This is a genomic window from Nocardia tenerifensis NBRC 101015 (assembly GCF_000308715.1).
GTDB lineage: Bacteria > Actinomycetota > Actinomycetes > Mycobacteriales > Mycobacteriaceae > Nocardia > Nocardia tenerifensis.
This window is the reverse complement of record NZ_BAGH01000291.1, coordinates 1-17,854: the sequence shown is the minus strand read 5'-3', so window position 1 is coordinate 17,854 and position 17,854 is coordinate 1. Positions and strand designations below refer to the sequence as shown.

Annotated in this window: 21 protein-coding genes; 17 read left to right on the top strand and 4 right to left on the bottom strand. The window is 69.3% G+C overall.

Annotated elements, in window-relative coordinates:
* From ON39_RS22950 to coaD, 3 genes are all read left to right on the top strand, one after another.
* On the top strand, positions 1-284 hold a 284-nt coding region (locus ON39_RS22950), incomplete at its 5' end, for a biotin/lipoyl-containing protein (RefSeq protein ID WP_040737502.1).
* Positions 281-832, top strand: a complete 552-nt coding sequence (gene rsmD, locus ON39_RS22945) for a 16S rRNA (guanine(966)-N(2))-methyltransferase RsmD (protein ID WP_040737500.1) — start codon at positions 281-283, stop codon at positions 830-832. The genes ON39_RS22950 and rsmD, both read left to right, overlap by 4 nt.
* A 61-nt stretch (positions 833-893) precedes the next feature.
* A complete protein-coding gene (coaD, locus tag ON39_RS22940; protein WP_040737498.1) occupies positions 894-1,379 on the top strand; it encodes a pantetheine-phosphate adenylyltransferase in 486 nt (161 codons plus the stop codon).
* A gap of 69 nt (positions 1,380-1,448) precedes the next feature.
* Here the strand turns inward: coaD and ON39_RS22935 are convergent, their stop codons facing one another.
* Positions 1,449-1,967 (bottom strand): GtrA family protein, encoded by a 519-nt coding sequence (locus tag ON39_RS22935; RefSeq protein WP_040737509.1) that lies wholly within the window; start codon positions 1,965-1,967, stop codon positions 1,449-1,451.
* A 213-nt stretch (positions 1,968-2,180) separates the two neighbouring features.
* On the opposite strand from ON39_RS22935, the gene ON39_RS22930 reads away from it, so the two are divergent.
* The 9 genes from ON39_RS22930 to ON39_RS22890 all read left to right on the top strand — a co-directional run bounded on the left by ON39_RS22930 (position 2,181) and on the right by ON39_RS22890 (position 9,313).
* Positions 2,181-2,927 (top strand): DivIVA domain-containing protein, encoded by a 747-nt coding sequence (locus ON39_RS22930; protein WP_040737496.1) that lies wholly within the window; start codon positions 2,181-2,183, stop codon positions 2,925-2,927.
* Between the two features lie 80 nt (positions 2,928-3,007).
* Positions 3,008-3,676 carry a YceD family protein gene (locus tag ON39_RS22925; RefSeq protein ID WP_040737495.1) on the top strand — a complete coding sequence of 223 codons (669 nt, stop codon included), beginning with the start codon at positions 3,008-3,010 and terminating at the stop codon, positions 3,674-3,676.
* 2 nt (positions 3,677-3,678) lie between these two features.
* On the top strand, positions 3,679-3,861 hold the full coding sequence (gene rpmF / locus ON39_RS22920) for a 50S ribosomal protein L32 (RefSeq protein ID WP_014987105.1): 183 nt from the start codon (positions 3,679-3,681) through the stop codon (positions 3,859-3,861).
* A 24-nt stretch (positions 3,862-3,885) separates the two neighbouring features.
* Positions 3,886-4,599, top strand: a complete 714-nt coding sequence (gene rnc / locus ON39_RS22915) for a ribonuclease III (protein WP_040737493.1) — start codon at positions 3,886-3,888, stop codon at positions 4,597-4,599.
* Between the two features lies 1 nt (position 4,600).
* The gene (mutM, locus tag ON39_RS22910) at positions 4,601-5,461 is read left to right on the top strand and encodes a bifunctional DNA-formamidopyrimidine glycosylase/DNA-(apurinic or apyrimidinic site) lyase (RefSeq protein WP_040737491.1); all 861 of its coding nucleotides are present in this window, start codon (positions 4,601-4,603) and stop codon (positions 5,459-5,461) included.
* A gap of 64 nt (positions 5,462-5,525) precedes the next feature.
* The gene (locus tag ON39_RS22905) at positions 5,526-6,107 is read left to right on the top strand and encodes a dihydrofolate reductase family protein (RefSeq protein WP_040737490.1); all 582 of its coding nucleotides are present in this window, start codon (positions 5,526-5,528) and stop codon (positions 6,105-6,107) included.
* A gap of 5 nt (positions 6,108-6,112) precedes the next feature.
* The gene (locus tag ON39_RS22900) at positions 6,113-7,171 is read left to right on the top strand and encodes a PHP domain-containing protein (protein WP_051186937.1); all 1,059 of its coding nucleotides are present in this window, start codon (positions 6,113-6,115) and stop codon (positions 7,169-7,171) included.
* A gap of 107 nt (positions 7,172-7,278) precedes the next feature.
* Entirely contained in the window at positions 7,279-8,802 is a 1,524-nt protein-coding gene (locus ON39_RS22895) for a PstS family phosphate ABC transporter substrate-binding protein (RefSeq protein ID WP_040737488.1), read from the top strand.
* A gap of 79 nt (positions 8,803-8,881) precedes the next feature.
* Positions 8,882-9,313 (top strand): carboxymuconolactone decarboxylase family protein, encoded by a 432-nt coding sequence (locus ON39_RS22890; protein WP_040737486.1) that lies wholly within the window; start codon positions 8,882-8,884, stop codon positions 9,311-9,313.
* A 95-nt stretch (positions 9,314-9,408) separates the two neighbouring features.
* Here ON39_RS22890 and ON39_RS22885 read toward each other — a convergent pair whose 3' ends face one another.
* A complete protein-coding gene (locus ON39_RS22885; RefSeq protein ID WP_040737485.1) occupies positions 9,409-9,705 on the bottom strand; it encodes a hypothetical protein in 297 nt (98 codons plus the stop codon).
* A gap of 80 nt (positions 9,706-9,785) precedes the next feature.
* On the opposite strand from ON39_RS22885, the gene ON39_RS22880 reads away from it, so the two are divergent.
* The 4 genes from ON39_RS22880 (at position 9,786) to ON39_RS22865 (ending at position 14,898) form a co-directional block, all read left to right on the top strand.
* Entirely contained in the window at positions 9,786-10,871 is a 1,086-nt protein-coding gene (locus ON39_RS22880) for a winged helix DNA-binding domain-containing protein (protein WP_040737483.1), read from the top strand.
* A gap of 413 nt (positions 10,872-11,284) precedes the next feature.
* On the top strand, positions 11,285-12,472 hold the full coding sequence (locus ON39_RS22875) for a glycosyltransferase family 4 protein (protein ID WP_373283723.1): 1,188 nt from the start codon (positions 11,285-11,287) through the stop codon (positions 12,470-12,472).
* A complete protein-coding gene (locus ON39_RS22870; protein WP_040737482.1) occupies positions 12,469-14,607 on the top strand; it encodes an amylo-alpha-1,6-glucosidase in 2,139 nt (712 codons plus the stop codon). The genes ON39_RS22875 and ON39_RS22870 overlap by 4 nt, the downstream gene beginning before the upstream one ends.
* A gap of 105 nt (positions 14,608-14,712) precedes the next feature.
* Positions 14,713-14,898, top strand: coding sequence for a hypothetical protein (locus tag ON39_RS22865; RefSeq protein WP_040737480.1), 186 nt, complete (start codon positions 14,713-14,715; stop codon positions 14,896-14,898).
* Between the two features lie 103 nt (positions 14,899-15,001).
* Here ON39_RS22865 and ON39_RS22860 read toward each other — a convergent pair whose 3' ends face one another.
* Positions 15,002-15,280 carry a hypothetical protein gene (locus ON39_RS22860; protein WP_040737478.1) on the bottom strand — a complete coding sequence of 93 codons (279 nt, stop codon included), beginning with the start codon at positions 15,278-15,280 and terminating at the stop codon, positions 15,002-15,004.
* Positions 15,281-15,660: 380 nt separating this feature from the next.
* Between ON39_RS22860 and ON39_RS22855 the strand changes: the two genes are divergently transcribed.
* Positions 15,661-16,728, top strand: coding sequence for an NAD-dependent epimerase/dehydratase family protein (locus ON39_RS22855; RefSeq protein ID WP_174412556.1), 1,068 nt, complete (start codon positions 15,661-15,663; stop codon positions 16,726-16,728).
* 8 nt (positions 16,729-16,736) lie between these two features.
* Here ON39_RS22855 and ON39_RS22850 read toward each other — a convergent pair whose 3' ends face one another.
* Positions 16,737-17,762 carry a sensor histidine kinase gene (locus tag ON39_RS22850; RefSeq protein ID WP_040737477.1) on the bottom strand — a complete coding sequence of 342 codons (1,026 nt, stop codon included), beginning with the start codon at positions 17,760-17,762 and terminating at the stop codon, positions 16,737-16,739.
* Positions 17,763-17,854 lie beyond the last annotated feature (92 nt).

The following is a 17,854-nucleotide window of genomic DNA, read 5'->3' as shown; positions in this document are numbered from 1 at the left end:
ATCGCTCCATCGCCAGCGAGATCCCGGCCGCGGAGAAGGCGGACAAGAGCAACTCCGGTCATATCGCCGCGCCGTTCGCCGGTGTCGTGACGCTCGCCGTGTCCGAGGGCGACACGATCGCGGCGGGCGACACCGTGGGCACCATCGAGGCGATGAAGATGGAGGCCGCGATCACCGCGCCGCGCGCGGGCGTCGTCGGCCGGGTCGCCATCGGCTCGGTGCAGCAGGTCGAGGGCGGCGATCTGCTGATCGAGCTGGCCGTGCGCGAGTCCGCGGCCGAATGACGCGGATCGTCGCCGGGACGGCGGGCGGGCGGCGGCTGCGGGTGCCGCCCTCGGGCACCCGCCCGACCTCCGACCGGGTGCGCGAAGCGCTGTTCAGCGCGCTCGACGCGCGCATCGACTTCGATGGCGCCCGCGTGCTCGACCTCTATGCCGGGTCGGGCGCGCTCGGGTTGGAGGCGTTGTCGCGCGGCGCCGCGCACGCCCTGCTGGTGGAGTCCGATCGCAAGGCGGCCGCGGTGGTGCGCGGCAATATCGCCGATCTCGGCCTGCCCGGCGCGGAACTGCGCGTCGCGTCCGTGGCCGGCGTGCTGGCCGTGGGCGGGGCGGGCGAGTTCGACCTGGTCATGTCCGACCCGCCCTACGCCGTCGACACCGACGACGTGCTCGCCGACCTGCGTGCCCTGGCCCGTGGCTGGCTGCGGCCCGGCGCCGTCGTCGTCGTGGAGCGGTCCAGCCGGTCACCGGAGATCGAGTGGCCCGAGGGTTATTCGGCGGCGAAGCCGCGCAAGTACGGCGAAACACGCGTCGAAATGGCGACTTTCGACTAGCGACGTGTGGTCTCGAGCACCCTCGTGCCGCGCGGCCGGACCCGCACGATAGCGTCTGACCATGGCAGGAGCATTGTGCCCCGGGTCCTTCGACCCCGTGACCAACGGACACATCGACGTCTTCAACCGGGCCGCGGCCCAGTTCGACGAGGTCGTTGTCACCGTCATGATCAACAAGAACAAGCAGGGCATGTTCACCGTCGACGAGCGCATGGAGCTGCTGCGCGAGGCCACGGCGCACCTGCCCAATATCCGCGTCGAGTCCTGGTACGGACTGCTGGTCGACTTCGCCCGCGAGCAGGGCATCACGGCCATCGTGAAGGGCCTGCGCGACGCCACGGACTTCGGCTACGAGCTGCAGATGGCCCAGATGAACAAGAAGCTCTCCGGCGTCGACACCTTCTTCATCGCCACCAACCCCGCCTTCAGCTTCCTGTCCAGCTCGCTGGTCAAGGAGGTGGCGGCCTTCGGCGGCGACGTCACCGACATGCTCCCGCCCGCGGTGCACAAGCGCCTGCTCGCCCGGTTGGCCGAACGACAGAGCTGACCCCCGAACACGAGTCGGCCCCGGTCCACAAGCTGTGGGCCGGGGCCGATTTCCCTCACTCGACGAGGCTCAGAAGACCAAACCGCGTAGGGCCAGGAAGCGCATGCCGCCGACGACCGCGGTGATGCCGAGAATGGCGGTGGCTTCCGCGGGTCCGCCCAGGGTCGGGGCCCACACATCCAGCGCGGCCAATCCCGCGGTGGTGATGGCGAGGCCGACCAGTGCCAGTCCGCCGCCCTCCCACTGCGCCGTGAACCAGCCGACCCGGCCGCTCGCGTGGAAGGTGAGCTGGCGGTGCATCTCGTTGGCGATCACGGTGCTCACGATCGAGCCGACCACATTGGCCAGCAGCGGTCCGATGCCGTGCATCGCGAAGAACAGCAGCACGTAGGCGATATTGCTGGACCCGCCGACCAGCGCGAAGCGGATCAGTTGGGCGAAGGCCCGGTCGCCGCGCAGGTAGGTCATCAACTGCTCGAACCGTGCCGTCGCCGGCTGTGCCCTCAGTTCCGGGTACGGGCCTACCCACGGCATGAAGTAGCTGGTGGTGCTGACTCCCGCCGATCTCTGTAGATCCAGAACAGTCATGGTCTTTCCGATCGAACATGTGCCGACGAAGACCTTGTCGATCTTCCTATTGACGATAACACGAAGCGGAGACAGATCCTCCACTTGATTTTGTGGCGTACGAGACACTGCGACGACACACCGGACGGTGACTCGGCACGGGCCGTGATGAGGGGCACACTAGGGCTCGGCGGACAGTTCGCCGAAGAGTCGTAGGAGAGTGGGGTAGTCAGCATGTACCGCGTATTCGAGGCCCTCGACGAGCTGGTCGCCATCGTCGAGGAGGCGCGTGGCATCCCGCCGACCCGTAGTTGCATCGTGCCGCGCGGCGACGTGCTCGAACTGCTCGACGACGTGCGCGACGCGCTGCCCGGCGAGCTAGACGACGCCCAGGACGTGCTCGACATCCGAGACAAGATCGTCTCCGACGCCCGCGCGGCGGCGGAGGTGACCGTGACGAGCGCCAACGAGCAGGCCGCGCACACCGTCGGCTCTGCCCGCGAGGAGGCCGACCGAATCCTCGCCGACGCCAAGGCGCACGCCGACCGGATGGTCGCCGAGGCGAGCGCGCACGCCGACCACCTCGTCAGCACCGCCCAGGCCGAGGCCGACCGCGTAGTCGCCGACGGCAACGCCGAGTTCGAGGCCGTCACCGGCCGGGCCCGCCTGGAGTCCGAGCGAATGATCGACGCGGGCAAGGCCTCCTACGAGCGCTCGGTCGCCGAGGGCGAGGCGGAGCGGGACCGGTTGGTCGCGCAGACCGAGGTCGTGCGCGCCGCGCACGCCGAATCCGCGCGGGTGATCGACGCCGCGCACGCCGAGGCCGATCGCATGCGCGAGGAGTGCGACGTCTACGTCGACGCCAAACTCGCCGACTTCGAGGAGATCCTGAGCAACACCCTGCGCACCGTCGGCCGCGGCCGCCACCAGCTCCGCTCCGGCGCGGGCGCGCCTGATTACGCCGCCGACTACCGCCGCTGACCCAACGGCGTTTGGGTAGAGGCGAACGCTCGCGTATCGTGGTGTGGTTGCCCATTCCCCGAAAGTGAAGTGAGTTCGTGATGCCCGCCGGTTCCGGTTCCGCTCCGCGCAAGGGCTCGGCCGCGCGCCGAGAGCCCGACGCGGCCTTCGTGCTGGACGTTCGCAGCCTGGGCCGCAGGCCGGGGACGATGCGCGAGCTGCATCGCACGGTCACCACCGTCGAGCGCATCGGGCTCGACCTGATCGCCGTCCCGGTCGGCGCCGAGATCGAGCTCGACCTGCAGCAGCAGGCGGTGTCCGAGGGTGTGCTGGTCACCGGTACGGTGCGCGCGCCGCTCGAGGGCGAGTGCTCGCGCTGCCTCGAGCCGTTCACCGACGAGGTGAGCGTGTACCTCACCGAGCTGTTCGCCTACCCGGACAGCACCACCGAGCAGACCACCGACGACGACGAGTCCTACCGGATGATCGACGACACGATCGACCTCGAACCGGTGATCATCGACGCGTTCGGCGTCGAGCTTCCGCTGCAGCCGCTCTGCACTCCCGACTGCGCGGGACTGTGCCCGGAATGTGGCGTGCGGATGGCGATTGCGGGTTCTGACCACTCGCATGAGATACTTGACCCTCGCTGGGCCGGGCTGGCGAAATTCGCCACCGCATCGCCCGGCGACGGCAGCCCCGACGAGGGTGCGGCCACAGCAGCAGACCACTCAGCCGACATGGCAAGCAATATGACAGAGGAGAAGTAGTCGTGGCCGTTCCCAAGCGCCGGATGTCCCGTTCCAACACCAGGTCGCGGCGCAGCCAGTGGAAGGCCACCGCGCCGACCCTGATCACCTGCCCGAACCGCGCGTGCGGCGAGAAGACGCTGCCGCACATCGCGTGCCCGTCCTGCGGCACCTACAAGGGCCGCCAGGTCACCGCGGCTGTTTAACAGTTCGAACCTGCCTTAGTTGACGTGACCGACGAACCCGACTCGTCCGGTGAACACGCGAGCCTGCTCGCGGCGCTCGGCGTCGAGGTGCAGCCGGAACTGCTGCGCCTGGCGCTGACGCACCGGTCCTACGCATATGAGAACGGCGGCCTGCCGACCAACGAGCGCCTGGAGTTCCTGGGCGACTCGGTCCTCGGCCTGAGCATCACCGAGCGGCTCTACCACGAGCACCCGGACAAGTCCGAGGGTGAGCTGGCGAAGCTGCGCGCGAGCGTGGTCAACATGCACGCGCTCGCCGAGGTGGCGCGTCAGCTCGGCGAGGGCGGACTCGGCGTGCACCTGCTGCTCGGCAAGGGCGAGGAGCTCACCGGCGGCCGGGACAAGCCGAGCATCCTCGCCGACGGCATGGAGTCGCTGCTCGGCGCGGTGCACCTGCAGCACGGCATCGACGTCGCGCGCGAGGTGGTGCTGCGGCTGTTCGCGGACCTGCTCGAGCGCGGACCCCGGATGGGGGCCGGCCTCGACTGGAAGACCAGCCTGCAGGAGCTCACCGCCGAGCGCGGACTGGGCGTGCCCAGCTACGAGATCACCTCGACGGGCCCCGACCACGACAAGGAGTTCACCGCGACCACGGTCGTCGGTGGCCGGGCCTACGGGCAGGGCGTCGGTCGCTCCAAGAAGGAAGCCGAGCAGAAGGCCGCGGGCACCGCCTACCAGGCGCTGACCGCCGAATCCTGACGTGCCCGAACTTCCCGAGGTAGAGGTCGTGCGGCTCGGCGTCGCCGAACACGTGGTCGGCCGCGTCATCGAGTCGGTCGCGATCACCCATCCCCGCTCGGTGCGCCGCCATCTGGAAGGCGCCGCGGATCTCGCCGCGCGACTGACCGGCCGCAAGGTCGAGTCCGCTGAACGGCGCGGCAAATATCTCTGGCTCACCTTCGACGACCCGGACACCGCACTCGTCGTGCACCTGGGCATGAGCGGGCAGATGCTGGTGCAGCCCGCCGACGCGCCGCTGGAGAAGCACGCGCACATCCGCGCCACCCTCGGCGACGGCACCCAGCTGCGCTTCGTCGACCAGCGCACCTTTGGCGGCTGGGCGCTCGCCCCGCTGGTCGAGGTCGACGGCACGCTCGTGCCGGAGCCGGTCGCGCACATCGCCCGCGACCCACTGGACCCGCGCTTCGACGCCGAATCCGTGGTAACCGCGGTGCGCGCCAAGCAGACCGAGATCAAACGCGTGCTGCTCGATCAAACCGTCGTCTCCGGCATCGGCAACATCTACGCCGACGAGGCGCTGTGGCGGGCGAAGCTGCACGGCAGCCGCCTCGCCTCCGGCCTGTCTCGCCCGGCCGTGCGCGCCCTGCTCGCCGAGGTCGGCGCGGTCATGGGGGAGGCCCTGCTCGCGGGTGGCACCTCGTTCGACGCGCTCTACGTCAACGTCAACGGGCAGTCCGGCTACTTCGAACGTTCGCTGGCCGTCTACGGCCGCGAGGACGAGCCGTGCTGCCGCTGCGGCGCGCCGATCCAGCGGGAGAAGTTCATGAACCGCTCCTCGTATTCTTGCCCGCGCTGCCAACCGAGGGCTCGCCGTCGTTAGCGGGCGCGGGTTACCTTTCATGTAGGCGGTTCGGGAAGTAGGTCCGGCCGTGGAGGAAGGACACATGCGCAATCTCACGTATTACGTTGCGTCGACCATCGACGGATACATCGCCACCGAGGAAGGATCGGTCGATTTCTTCCCGGTCGGGGGTGACCACGGGCCTGCGATCAGCGCGCAATACCCCGAGACCCTGCCGACCAAGGTGCGCGAGTCGATGGGCATCGATAAGCGCAACCGCTACTTCGACACGGTGCTCATGGGGCGCAAGACGCACGACTTCGGCGTGCGCACCGGCACGTCGAGCCCGTACGCGCATCTGAAGCAGTACGTGGTCTCCACGACGCTGCCCGAGAATCCCGACCCCGACGTCGAGCTGATCGCCGCCGACCCGCTTGCGAAGGTGCGCGAGCTGAAACGCGAAGCGGGCCTGGGCATTTGGCTGTGCGGCGGCGGTGAGCTGGCGCAGGAGCTACTGCCGGAGATCGATCAGATCTTCCTCAAGCTGTACCCGGTCCTGCTCGGGCGCGGGCGTTCGCTGTTCGGCTCCGGCCCGCGCCTGCCCGACGCGGCCAGGTTCCGGGTGATCACCAGCCGGGTGTTCGAGGACGGAGTGGCCTTCATGAAGTACAGCAGGATTCGCTGACCGCGGTGGCGGGCGACGATTCGACCGCGCAGGACCCGGCGACCACGCCGGGTCCCGTGGAGGTGCTGCGCGAGATCGGCTTCTGGCTCGAACGCTCGCGGGCCGAGACGTATCGGGTCAAGGCCTATCGGCGCGCCGCCGATATCGTCGCGGAGCTGTCGGACGAGCAACGCGCGGCGCACCGGGCCGCGCACAGCTGGCGCGAGATCGCCGGGATCGGGCCGAAAACCGCTGCGGTGATCGAGGAGTCGTACTCCGGGGCGGTGCCGCAGTACCTGCAAGACCTGCGCAACGCGGCGAAGCCGATCGGCGCGCCGGGCAAGCCGCTGCGGTCGCGGCTGCGCGGTGACCTGCACACCCACTCGGACTGGTCCGACGGCGGCAGCCCCATCGCGGAGATGATGGGGGTCGCGGCCGCCCTCGGCCACGAGTACTGCGCGCTGACCGATCACTCGCCGCGGCTGACCGTCGCCAACGGACTGTCCGCCGACCGGCTGCGCAGGCAGCTCGACGTGGTCGCCGAACTCAACGACCGCCTGGCGCCGTTCCGCATTCTCACCGGCATCGAGGTCGACATCCTCGACGACGGCACCCTCGACCAGCAGGCCGACCTGCTCGCCCAGCTCGACATCGTGGTCGCGAGCGTGCACTCGCACCTGCGCGCGGACAGCGCCACGATGACCAAGCGGATGGTCTACGCGGTGGCCAACCCCAACGTCGACGTGCTCGGCCACTGCACGGGCCGGCTCGTCACCGGCGGGCGCGGCACCCGCCCCGAGTCGAGCTTCGACGCGGAGATGGTGTTCGAGGCCTGCCGGACCTACGGCACCGCCGTCGAGATCAACAGCAGGCCCGAGCGCCGCGACCCGCCGTCGCGGCTCATCCAGCTCGCCGTCGAGATGGGCTGCCACTTCGCCATCGACACCGACGCGCACGCCCCCGGCCAATTGGACTGGCAGGGTTACGGTTGCGAACGCGCGGTCGCGAATGGCGTTGCGGCCGAACGGGTCATCAACACCTGGCCGCTGGCCGACCTGCTCGCGTGGACTTCTGCCGGCGCGTGATGGCGGCCGGGTTAACTGTTGCCGAATAGTTCTGCCGTCGCGTCGTTCCCGGCCCTTCCTGGCTGAAAATGGTTGCCAGGCAGAGTTGGTGGGGGTGGACAGCGGCATTGGGCGATTTCCCGATCGAGATTGTGCTGGCGCTCGTCGGTATCGCGGTGCCGATCGGCGCGTTCCTGTACGAGTTCGTGTTCGTCGGGCGCAGGCGACTCGGCTATCGCGTGCAGATGGACACGCCGGTCACCGGCGAGGTCGAGTCGGTATTCCCCGGCGTGCTGCCGCAGCTGCGGCCCGCGGCCGACGGCGCGAGCCCGGATCTGAAGGATCTCTCGGTGGTGCTGGTGCGCATCGAGAACAGCGGCGCGACGACTATCGACACGCACGATTACAAGGCTCCCGACCCGGCGCGCATCGGCCTGCATCTGCGTTTCCCGCAGCGTCAGGTCATCGGCATGGCGGTGACCGAGCTCAGCGATCCCGGTTTGGCGGACAGTCTCGATGGTGACTCCGGGATCGCGGTGCGCGAGGACATGGCAGGCCACATCGGCGTCATCGATCTGCCCAAGGTGCCGCTGAATCGCGGTGAGCACTACAAGATCCTGGCCATCCTGCAGCGCTCGGAGGGTTCGGGGGAGTATCCGGTGCCGGTGCTCACCGGCGGCATCAAGGGCGGGCGCATCCTGGAGACCAAGAGCCAGACCGGCATTTCCCGAATGATGCTGGCGCTGACGGTCTTTCTGGTCCTGGTGATCGCCGTCCAACTCGTCGTCTCCGCACTGGAACCCGACCCGACGCCGCTGGAATGCGCCTCGGGCGAGCTCACCGTAGTCGGCTCGTCGGCCTTCGCGCCGGTGGTGCGCGAGGCCGCCGAGCAGTACGGGAAGCGCTGCACCGGAGCGCGTTTCGCGTTCGCCTTCGAGGGCACCGAGCGCGGGCTCGACCGGCTCGCCGAGGAGGGCGGGGACTCCGGGCTGCTCGCCATCAGCGACGGCCCGAAGGGCAGCGGGTACCCGGCGCTGGTGCACCGCCCGCTGGCGCTGTCGCTGTTCGCCATGATCGTCAACAAAGAGGTGGGCGTGCGCAGCCTCACCGAGAACCAGATCCGGGACCTGTATCAGGGCCGGGTCGGCAACTGGCGCGAGGTAGGCGGGTCCGACCTCCCCGTCGTGCTGGTGAATCGCATTCCCGGCTCGGGTACCCGAAATACGTTCGAGCGCAGGCTACTCGGCGCGGGACAGCCCGATCGCCCGCACGTGAGCTGCACCGCGCTCAAGGGCACGGTGCGGGCCGAGGCCGCGCACTGTGACGTCCAGGTGACCAGGGACATGCAGAAGGCGGTCGGCGAAATCCCCGGCGCCATCGGCTATTCCGAGTACTCCGAGGCGGCGGGGGCCGGGCTGGCGACCGTCGCGATCAACGGCGTCACCGCGGGCCGCGACGCCGCGATCGACCGCACGTACCCATTCTGGGGCGTGGAGTACGCCTACAGCCGTGGCGAGCTGCCCGGCGACTCGCTCGCCGCGGCGTTCCTGCATTACCTGGTCGACCAGACCGGTAAGGACGTGCTGCGCGCGCACGGCAACGCACCGTGCGCCGAGCTGCCCGATCCGGCCAGGTGCCTGCCGGATTCGTGAGCGGGTGTCACACTCACCCGGCCTGTTTCGTCCCTCTGGTGTAGGTGAAGACTGAGGAAAGGACGACGACGTGTCACGGATGAAGCTCGCGAAGGTTGCCCCGGAGTTGTACCAGGCGTGGTTCGCGGCCGAGGGAGCCATTCGCCGGGGCCCGCTCGACCCGGTGGTCCGGGAGCTGGTCAAGATTCGCGCCTCGCAGATCAACGGCTGTGTGTACTGCATCGACATGCACACCACCGACGCGCGGCTGGCGGGGGAGACCGAGAAGCGCATCTTCCAGCTCGACGCCTGGCGCGAGTCGGCGCTGTACACCGACGCCGAACGCGCCGCGCTCGCCTACGCCGAGGCGGTGACCAAGCTCGGCGAGCACGGCGTGAGCGATGAGGTGTGGGCCGAGGTCGAGCGGCATTTCGACGAGGGCGCGGCCGCGGGATTGGTCGCGGTGACCGCGATGATCAACCTGTGGAACCGAATCGGGGTTCCGCTGCGGATGCAGCCCGGGGTCGACTGACGACGGTTGCGCGGCGCCGGGCGGCCGATGCCGCTAGTCCATCGGCGGACCCCACGAGTCCGCCGGTCGGGCAACGCGAGTTCGTCGCGGCGGCGTCAGTCGGTCGGCGGCAGCATCGGCCGGGTGAAGTAGTCCTCGACCGGCAGCGGGCCGGTGTAGCGGCGGCACGGGCAGCGGACCCACTCCCACGTCGCGGGCGCGATGGACCGTCGCTCCTCGGCGTGGCACTCCCCGGCCTGCGGATCGTGGATGGCGAGATCGTGCCCGCAGCCGCACTTCGCGATGCTGCGCTTGGGGCTGCCCGGGACGGTTCCGCGATGGCCGTACCGCCCGATCGCCCAGCCGGCGCCGAGGATCACGGCGCCGGCCGCCAGGGTGAGGGGATCGAACATGGGTTAATTGTACGTATACGTATGCGCGCTTCGCCGCGGATGGGTCCGTTCTGTCGGTGGTATCGGCGAAGATGGCAGGTATGACGGAACTATCGCTGCGTGAGCTGAACCGAACCCTGCTGGTGCGACAGATGCTGGCGCAGCGGGTCGCGATGACACCGTTGGACTTGGTGCGGCATCTGGTCGCCGTGCAGGGGCAGGAACCCAACTGGCCCTACGTCGGACTGTGGACCCGGCTCACCGACTTCGCGCACGACGACCTGGCCGCGCTACTGCGGGAGCGAAAGCTGGTGCGCTCGACCATGATCCGGCGCACCGTGCACCTCGCCGACGCGCACGACTTCCGCTGGCTGCGCCCGACGGTGCGCCCGGTCGTGCACGCCGCGCTGCAGGCGCCGTACTTCCGCGACGAGATCGAGGGCATCGATCTCGACGAGCTCGCCGCCGCGGGCCGGGAAGCGTTGTCGGGCCGCATCATGTCGCGCGCCGACCTCGGACAGCTACTCGGCGAACGGTTTCCGGATCGGCACACGCGCCGGCTCGCCGAGTCGGTGGAGCAGCTGGTCCCCATCGTGCACAGTCCGGTGACCGGGGCCTGGGGCAAATGGCGCAACCGCTCGGTGACCGTCGCGCTCGCCGAGGAGTGGATCGGCGAGCCGATGGCGGCGCCGGACGAGGAGACGCTGATCCTGCGATACCTGGCCGCGTTCGGCCCCGCGACCGTCGCCGACATGCAGGCGTGGGCCGGGGTGACCCGGCTCGCCGAGGTGGTCGACGAGATGCGCACCCGGCTGCGCGTTTTCACCGACGACCAGCACCGGGTGCTGTTCGATCTGCCGGAGGCTCCGCTGGCCGACCCGAATCTGCCGGTGCCGGTGCGCTTCCTGCCCGCCTTCGACAACGCGCTGCTCGGCCACAAGGACCGGCGCCGGATCATCAGCGACGAGGATCGCCGGCGGATCGCCAAGGAGGCGTCCGGCGGCGTGCCTATGTACCTGGTCGACGGGTTCGTGCACGGGCGGTGGTCCTTGGACGACACCACCATTCGGGTTACTCCCTGGCATCCGTTGTCCGCGACCGACGCCGAGGAGCTGCGCACCGAGGCCGAACGTCTGCTCGCCTTCGTTGTTCCCGGTCAAGAGGGGAAGATCGTGATCGAAGGCTGAACGAATATCCAGTCCCGTAGACATGTTCGTTCGAGACTCGTAAAGACCGGTCCTACCGGGCAATCTCGGCTATCGATCAGCAACATCTCCGACTGCATGGTTTGAAACGGCGTCGGTGAGGTACATCACTGGCGGCCCCCCTGATCGCGTGACCTTGGCGACCAGGCCAACCAAGCCCCATGGACGGCGGTGTAGCAAAGCTTCACCTCCGCCGCGGCGGCCACCAGCTCGGCGCCCAGCGCTGACGAAGCGGTGGGTGTGTGCAATTGCTGACGGTTGTACCCAAGCAAGTGGTTGTGTCCTGCTGAGGTTGTGCCCTTGGGAAGGAGGGTCATGAGCGAGCTCCTGCGAGCGAATCGACAATACGGTGCGTTTGTGCACATGACGGAACCGAGCGTCGGCGAGGTGGAGTCATGAGTGAACTGCCCATGTCGTATTCGGGTGAGGGTTCCTCGGATCTGCTGTCGATCGACCACAGCGGCTCCCGATTCCGGATCGCGATGGTCGTGCCGCCCTACTTCGACGTACCGCCCAAGGCGTACGGCGGGGTCGAGGCGGTCGTCGCCGATCTGGTCGATTCGCTGGTGGCCAGGGGACACGACGTCACGTTGCTCGGTGCGGGCGAGCCGGGCACCAAGGCAACCTTCGTCCCGCTGTGGGACGCCATCTGTCCCGAGCGGCTCGGTGAGCCGTTCCCCGAGGTCCTGCACGCGCTGCGAGCGCGAAGGGCCATCGAGAAGCTCGCCGCCGACGACAGCATCGACCTCGTGCACGAGCACACCTTCGCCGGCCCGCTGAACGCGCCGGCGTATAGGGGCCTTGGCTTACCGACCGTGGTGACCGTGCACGGCCCGGTTCAGGGCGAATGCCATGAGTACTACCGGGAAATGGGGGACGAGGTCTCGCTCGTGGCGATCAGCGACCGGCAGCGAGAGCTCGCTCCGGACTTGAATTGGGCTGGGCGCGTGCATAATGCTCTGCATCCCGAGGAGTGGCCGTTCCGCGCCGACAAGGACGACTACGCGCTGTTCCTCGGCCGCTTCAACGAGTGCAAGGCGCCGCACCTGGCGCTGGAGGCCGCGCACGCCGCGGGCATCCCGCTCGTGCTCGCGGGAAAGTGCAGCGAACCGCCCGAGATCAAATACTTCAAGGAGCAGGTACGCCCGTTGTTGACCGACCAGGATCACGTGTTCGGCCTCGCCGACGCCACCGACAAGCGAAAGCTGTTGGCGGGAGCGAAATGTCTGATGTTCCCTATCCGGTGGGAGGAACCCTTCGGCATGGTGATGATCGAGTCCATGGTGTGCGGCACACCGGTGGTCGCGCTGCGCGGCGGCGCGGTCTCGGAGGTGATCGTGGACGGGGTGACCGGCCGCGTCTGTGACGATCCGGCCGAGCTCACCGCCGCCATCGCCGAGGTGCAGACCATGGACCCGGCGGCGTGCCGGGCGCACGTGGAGGCCAATTTCGGCTCCGACACGCTGGGTCGCGGTTACGAGCAGGTCTACCGCAAGCTGATGCGGGCCAAGCGGCGGACCGGTCTGCGCAGGTACCAGGACCAGGCGGTGCCGATGCCCGCCACGGCGAGCGGACTCGCGTGACGGCGGAATCCCCCGCCGCGCTCAGCCCCGCCCCCCTGAACTCCGGTGAGCCGACGGGGTTCGGTGGGGCGGGCTCGGTGACGCTGGTGGAGGGCGGCACCTTCTGTCTGTCCAACCGGCTCGGCGATGTCGAGCCGGGCCGTCCGCACGGGCTGTTCTTCCGGGACGCGCGCGTCATCTCCCGGTGGGAGCTGCTGGTGGACGGCGGTCTGCCGGAACCACTCTCGGTGTTCAGCCCGGAGGCGTTCGCGGCCCGGTTCGTCATGCGAAGACCGCCGACCGCGGGGCTGGCCGACAGCACGCTGCTCGTGGTGCGCGAGCGGGTCATCGCCGACGGCATGCACGAGGTGCTCACGCTCGAGAACATGGGGCGCGAGCCGACGGCGGTGACCCTGGAACTGCATGTCGACGCCGATTTCGTGGATCTGTTCGCGGTCAAGGAGGGCCGGGCCGGCATCGCCAGGGCCGAGGTGACCGCGGCCGATACCGAGCTGCTGTTCCACGATCGCGCGGATCGCACGCGCGGGCTCTCGGTGTCCGCGACCGTCGAGCCGACCATCCTGCCGGGCACCCTGGTGTGGCGCGTGGTGGTGCCCGTCGGCGCGAGCTGGCAGACCGAGATCACCGCGCAGCCCACGCTCGGCAACCAGCGTTTCCAGGCGCCGCTGGCGCCGGGGGAGCACTACGGGGTGAGCGCGCCGGGGCGCAAGATCGCCGCGTGGCGGCACACCGCCACGAATATCGCCGCGTCGTATCCGGAGCTCAGCCAGGTCCTGCGGCGCACCGAAAGTGACTTGGGCGCCTTGCAGATTCACGACGACACCGGCGAGAACCGGCCGTTCGTCGCCGCGGGCGCGCCGTGGTTCATGACCCTGTTCGGTCGCGACAGCCTGCTCACCGCGTGGATGGCGCTGCCGCTCGAGGTCGATCTCGCCCTCGGCACGCTGCAACAGCTGGCCGAACTCCAAGGGCAGACGGTGAATCCGCTGACCGAGGAGGAGCCGGGGCGGATCATGCACGAGATGCGCCGCGGCCCGGCGGGCGGGCTGGCGCTCGGCGGCAACATCTATTACGGAACCGTCGACGCCACACCGCTTTTCGTGATGCTGCTGGCCGAATGCTATCGCTGGGGCGCGGATCCGGACGCGATCCGGCAGCTGCTGCCCGCGGCGGACGCGGCGCTGGACTGGATCAGGGACTACGGCGATCGCGACGGCGACGGATTCGTCGAGTACCGTCGCGCCACCGACCGCGGCCTGATCAACCAGGGCTGGAAGGACAGCTGGGACGGCGTCAACGACCTGCAGGGCCACGTCGCCGAGGCGCCGATCGCGCTGTGCGAGGTCCAGGGCTACGTGCACGCCGCGCTGCTCGCCCGCGCCGAGCTCGCTGAGGCGTTCGAGGATGTGCAGCGCGCGGCGGAACTGCGCGATCAGGCGGCGGAGTTGCGCGGCAAGTTCGCCGAACAGTACTGGCTGCCCGAGAAGGGTTGGTACGCCATCGCATTGGACAAGGGCAAGCGTCACGTCGACGCGCTGACGAGCAATCCCGCGCACTGTCTCTGGTCCGGCATCGCCGGTGACGCGCACGCGGCCGAACTGGTGCAACAACTTTCGAGCCCCGAGATGGACAGCGGCTTCGGGCTGCGCACCCTGTCGTCGAGGATGGGCGCCTACAACCCGATGAGCTACCACTGCGGGTCGGTGTGGCCGCACGACACCGCCATCGCGGTGGCCGGGCTGCTGCGCTACCGGCACGTGCCGGGCGCGGTCGACCTGGCGACGCGGCTCGCGACCGGATTGCTCGACGCCGCAGCGGCTTTCGACGGCCGACTGCCCGAGCTGTACTGCGGTTTCCCGCGCTCGCGGTTCCCGACCCCGGTGCCGTATCCGACCTCCTGCTCGCCGCAGGCCTGGGCCAGTGCGGCCCCGCTGCTGCTGGTGCGGGCCTTCCTCGGGCTCGACCCCGACGTGCCGAACCGCACCATCACCGTGCGACCGCTGGTTCCGCCGGAGTGGGGCCGAATCTCGTTGTCCGCGTTGCGGCTCGGACCGATCACCGTCGACCTCGAGGTGGAGGGCGCCGAGGTGAGCGCCAAGCGTCTACCGGAGGACTGGCAGCTGGTCACCCGATGAACACCGAAACTGGTATACCGCACCTGATATCGGGTACTCCTGCTGTGTAAGCGTTTTCGGTCCTTTGCTTTCAGGCTGATAGACGACGCAGGCTGGAGGAGCACCATGCAGACATCGCTCGATATCCGGGACCTGTGGAGTTCACAGCACCGCGACTGCACGATGGTGCCCATGGATCTCGACATGGAGATCGCGGAGTTCGTGCGCACCACCCACGCGGGCCACGGCCCCGAATGCTGCCAGTACCTGGCGGCCTCGGCGTACTACTTCGAGCACGCCGAGGTCGGCTGACAGCGGCTCGGGTCTCGGGGGTGGCACGCAGGGTTGATTCTCGTCGGCGTGGCACCGAAGACCCCGGCTCCGTGTGCCGAAGCCGGGGTGATCGATCCGGGGGCTAGTAGGGGTAGGGCTGCTGGCCGCCGCCCATGGCACCGCCCACGGCGCCGGACAGGCTGGACAGGGTCTTGGATATCGTGTTCGATGATCCGCTGACCGCGCCGGTGATGGCGTCCTGGGCGTCGATGATCGCGTCCTCGGCGTCCTCGGCGCTGGACCCCGCGGTCGTGGTGGTCTCCAGCGCCAGGCCGGCTTCGGCGCTCGCCTGCGTGGCGCCGACCAGCGAGGCGAGCCCGATCGAGCCGAGCACGAGGCCGCCGGCAACTATCCGCTTCATGAATGTCCTTTTCTGCGTAGGTGATACGGCGTCCATGGCGCACGTCGTATCGGCGGGTGGGCCAGGGCGATGACCGGGACAACCCCGGTCGGGGTTGCCGTGCCGCCGACGCTGGGGACCTCGGCGGTTGGGTCGGGCACGACCTGGCCGTTGACTTTTTCGGTAAGCATTCGTCGCGGAGCCGGTTCCGGATGGGTCCGAAACCGGACGAGTGGTACGGACACACCGAATCGGTCACCGCAGTGGTGACGAAAGTCTGACGCTGCGGCGTGGCCGACCTCGAGTAGCGCGCGGACCAGGCACGATCGGCATATGACGTCAGCTCCCGTGGAAGTGGTCGTGTCCATCGCCCAGGCCGGGCCGCAGTCGAACAGTCGGCGGTGACGGGCGTGCGCGTGCTGCTGACCGGCGCCGCCGGCTTCATCGGATCCCATATCCGCCGCGAACTGGAGGACGCGGGGCACGAGGTGGCCTCGCTCGATCTGATGCTCCCCGCGGCGCACGGACCGTCCGCCCCGCCTCCCGAAGGCGTTGCGCGCGTGGACGTTCGCGACGGCGCGGCCCTCGACGCGGCGCTACACGGGATCGACGTCGTCTGCCACCAGGCCGCAGTGGTCGGCGCCGGGGTGAGTGCGCAGGACGCCCCCGCCTACGCCAGCCACAACGACTTCGGGACCGCCGTTCTGCTGGCGGCGATGGACCGCGCCGGCTGCCGTCGACTGGTGCTGGCCTCGTCGATGGTCGTGTACGGCGAGGGCCGCTACCGCGGCGAGGGTCGCGGCCCGGTCGACGTGAATGTTCGCCGCACGGCCGACCTGGACGCCGGGATGTTCGAGCACCGCTGCCCCGACACCGGCCAGGCGCTCACCTGGGCCTCGGTGCACGAGGACGCGCCGCTGCGCCCGCGCAGCCTGTACGCGGCGAGCAAACTCGCGCAGGAGAACTACGCGGCGGCGTGGGCGGCGGTGACCGGCTCGCAGGTCACGGCCTTGCGGTATCACAACGTCTACGGCGACGATATGCCGAGGGACACACCATATTCCGGCGTGGCGGCGATCTTCCGGTCCGCGCTGGAGGCCGGGCAGCCACCGCAGGTGTACGAGGACGGCCGTCAGGCCAGGGATTTCGTGCACGTCACCGATATCGCCGCGGCCAACCGCGCCGCGATCGAACAGCCGCTGCCCGGGTTCGTCCCGCTCAATATCTCCTCCGGCCGCCCGATCACCATCGGCGAGGTGGCGACGACCCTGGCCGCCGCGCGCGGCGGACCTGACCCGGTGGTCACCGGTCGCTACCGGCCGGGCGACGTGCGCCATATCGTCGCCGACCCGGATAGGGCAAGGCGCGCTCTGGGTTTCGCCGCGCAAGTGGACCCGATCGACGGCCTCACCCGGTTCGCCTTCGCCCCGCTGCGCGACAGCGCGGGAACTCTGGCTCCGACGTTCTGAGGTCGGTATCAGTTGTCCGACAAGGGGAGTCGCACCTCGAATCGGCAACCCCGGCCCAGATTCTCGACGGTGATGTCGCCGTCGTGCGCCTGTACCAATCCGGCGGCGATCGCCAAACCCATTCCGCTGCCGGCGGGTACACCGTCGGCCGCCACCGGCGACCGTGCGGCGGTGCCGCGGTAGGCGACCTCGAAGATGCGCGGCAGATCCGCCTCGGCGATCCCCGGGCCGGTGTCGTCGACGCGCGCCCACGCCCGCCCGTCGGACGCGCCCGCGGAGAGCGCGACCTCGCCGCCGGGCGGGGTGTGCGCGATCGCGTTGGAGACCAGGTTGGTCAGCACCCGTCCGAGTGCCTGGTCGTTGGCGGACACCATGATTCGGCTGTCCGGCTGCTCCGCGCGCAGCGCGATCCGCGCGCGATCGGCGGTGGGGCGGTTGGCGGCGAGCACCTCGTCGATCAGCTCGCGCAGGTCCACCGGCTCCAGGTCGAGCCGGAGGGCGCCCGCGTTGATCTTCGACATCTCGAACAGATCGTCGACCATCCGGGAGAGTCGATCGGTCTCGCTGCCGATCTGCTCGGCATACCGTGCCACGTCGGCCTGTCCGGCGACCACGCCGTCCGACAGGGCCTCCGCCATCGCGCGAATACCGGCGAGCGGGGTGCGCAGGTCGTGGCTGACCCAGGCGACGAGTTCGCGGCGGGAACGCTCCGCGTCTCGCTCTTGTTCACGGACCTGCTTCTCCCAGACCATCTTCCGCGCCTGCTCCCGCCCGAGCAGGACGGCCGCCGGGACGGTCACCGCCGCCACGATGGCGAGAACCACGGCCGTGCGCTGCAATTCGTCGGTGAACATCAGCCCGCTGACCCCGATGATCCCGGCGAGCGTCGACAGCGTAGGAATCAACACGAGCACCGCCATGCTGGTGGTGACCGAGCGATCGCGGGTGGCCCGCAGGATGATCGCGCCGATCAGCACCACCGGCACCGAGCACGCCAGCGTGTACGCGATGAGCTGTGCGGTGTCCTCAGGCATCGGCGTCTCCGGTGTCGGTGCGGCCCCACGCGTAGCCGCGGCCCCAGACCGTCGCTATGCGGTGGCGGGCGCCGAGTTTCGCGCGTAGCCGC

Excerpts from the sequence above, each read along its gene's own strand:
- rsmD (WP_040737500.1), top strand. The coding sequence starts at position 281 with ATGACGCGGATCGTCGCCGGGACGGCGGGCGGGCGGCGGCTGCGGGTG.
- coaD (WP_040737498.1), top strand. The coding sequence starts at position 894 with ATGGCAGGAGCATTGTGCCCCGGGTCCTTCGACCCCGTGACCAACGGA.
- ON39_RS22935 (WP_040737509.1), bottom strand. The coding sequence starts at position 1,967 with ATGACTGTTCTGGATCTACAGAGATCGGCGGGAGTCAGCACCACCAGC.
- ON39_RS22930 (WP_040737496.1), top strand. The coding sequence starts at position 2,181 with ATGTACCGCGTATTCGAGGCCCTCGACGAGCTGGTCGCCATCGTCGAG.
- ON39_RS22925 (WP_040737495.1), top strand. The coding sequence starts at position 3,008 with ATGCCCGCCGGTTCCGGTTCCGCTCCGCGCAAGGGCTCGGCCGCGCGC.
- ON39_RS22905 (WP_040737490.1), top strand. The coding sequence starts at position 5,526 with ATGCGCAATCTCACGTATTACGTTGCGTCGACCATCGACGGATACATC.
- ON39_RS22890 (WP_040737486.1), top strand. The coding sequence starts at position 8,882 with ATGAAGCTCGCGAAGGTTGCCCCGGAGTTGTACCAGGCGTGGTTCGCG.
- ON39_RS22885 (WP_040737485.1), bottom strand. The coding sequence starts at position 9,705 with ATGTTCGATCCCCTCACCCTGGCGGCCGGCGCCGTGATCCTCGGCGCC.
- ON39_RS22880 (WP_040737483.1), top strand. The coding sequence starts at position 9,786 with ATGACGGAACTATCGCTGCGTGAGCTGAACCGAACCCTGCTGGTGCGA.
- ON39_RS22875 (WP_373283723.1), top strand. The coding sequence starts at position 11,285 with ATGAGTGAACTGCCCATGTCGTATTCGGGTGAGGGTTCCTCGGATCTG.
- ON39_RS22865 (WP_040737480.1), top strand. The coding sequence starts at position 14,713 with ATGCAGACATCGCTCGATATCCGGGACCTGTGGAGTTCACAGCACCGC.
- ON39_RS22860 (WP_040737478.1), bottom strand. The coding sequence starts at position 15,280 with ATGAAGCGGATAGTTGCCGGCGGCCTCGTGCTCGGCTCGATCGGGCTC.
- ON39_RS22850 (WP_040737477.1), bottom strand. The coding sequence starts at position 17,762 with ATGCCTGAGGACACCGCACAGCTCATCGCGTACACGCTGGCGTGCTCG.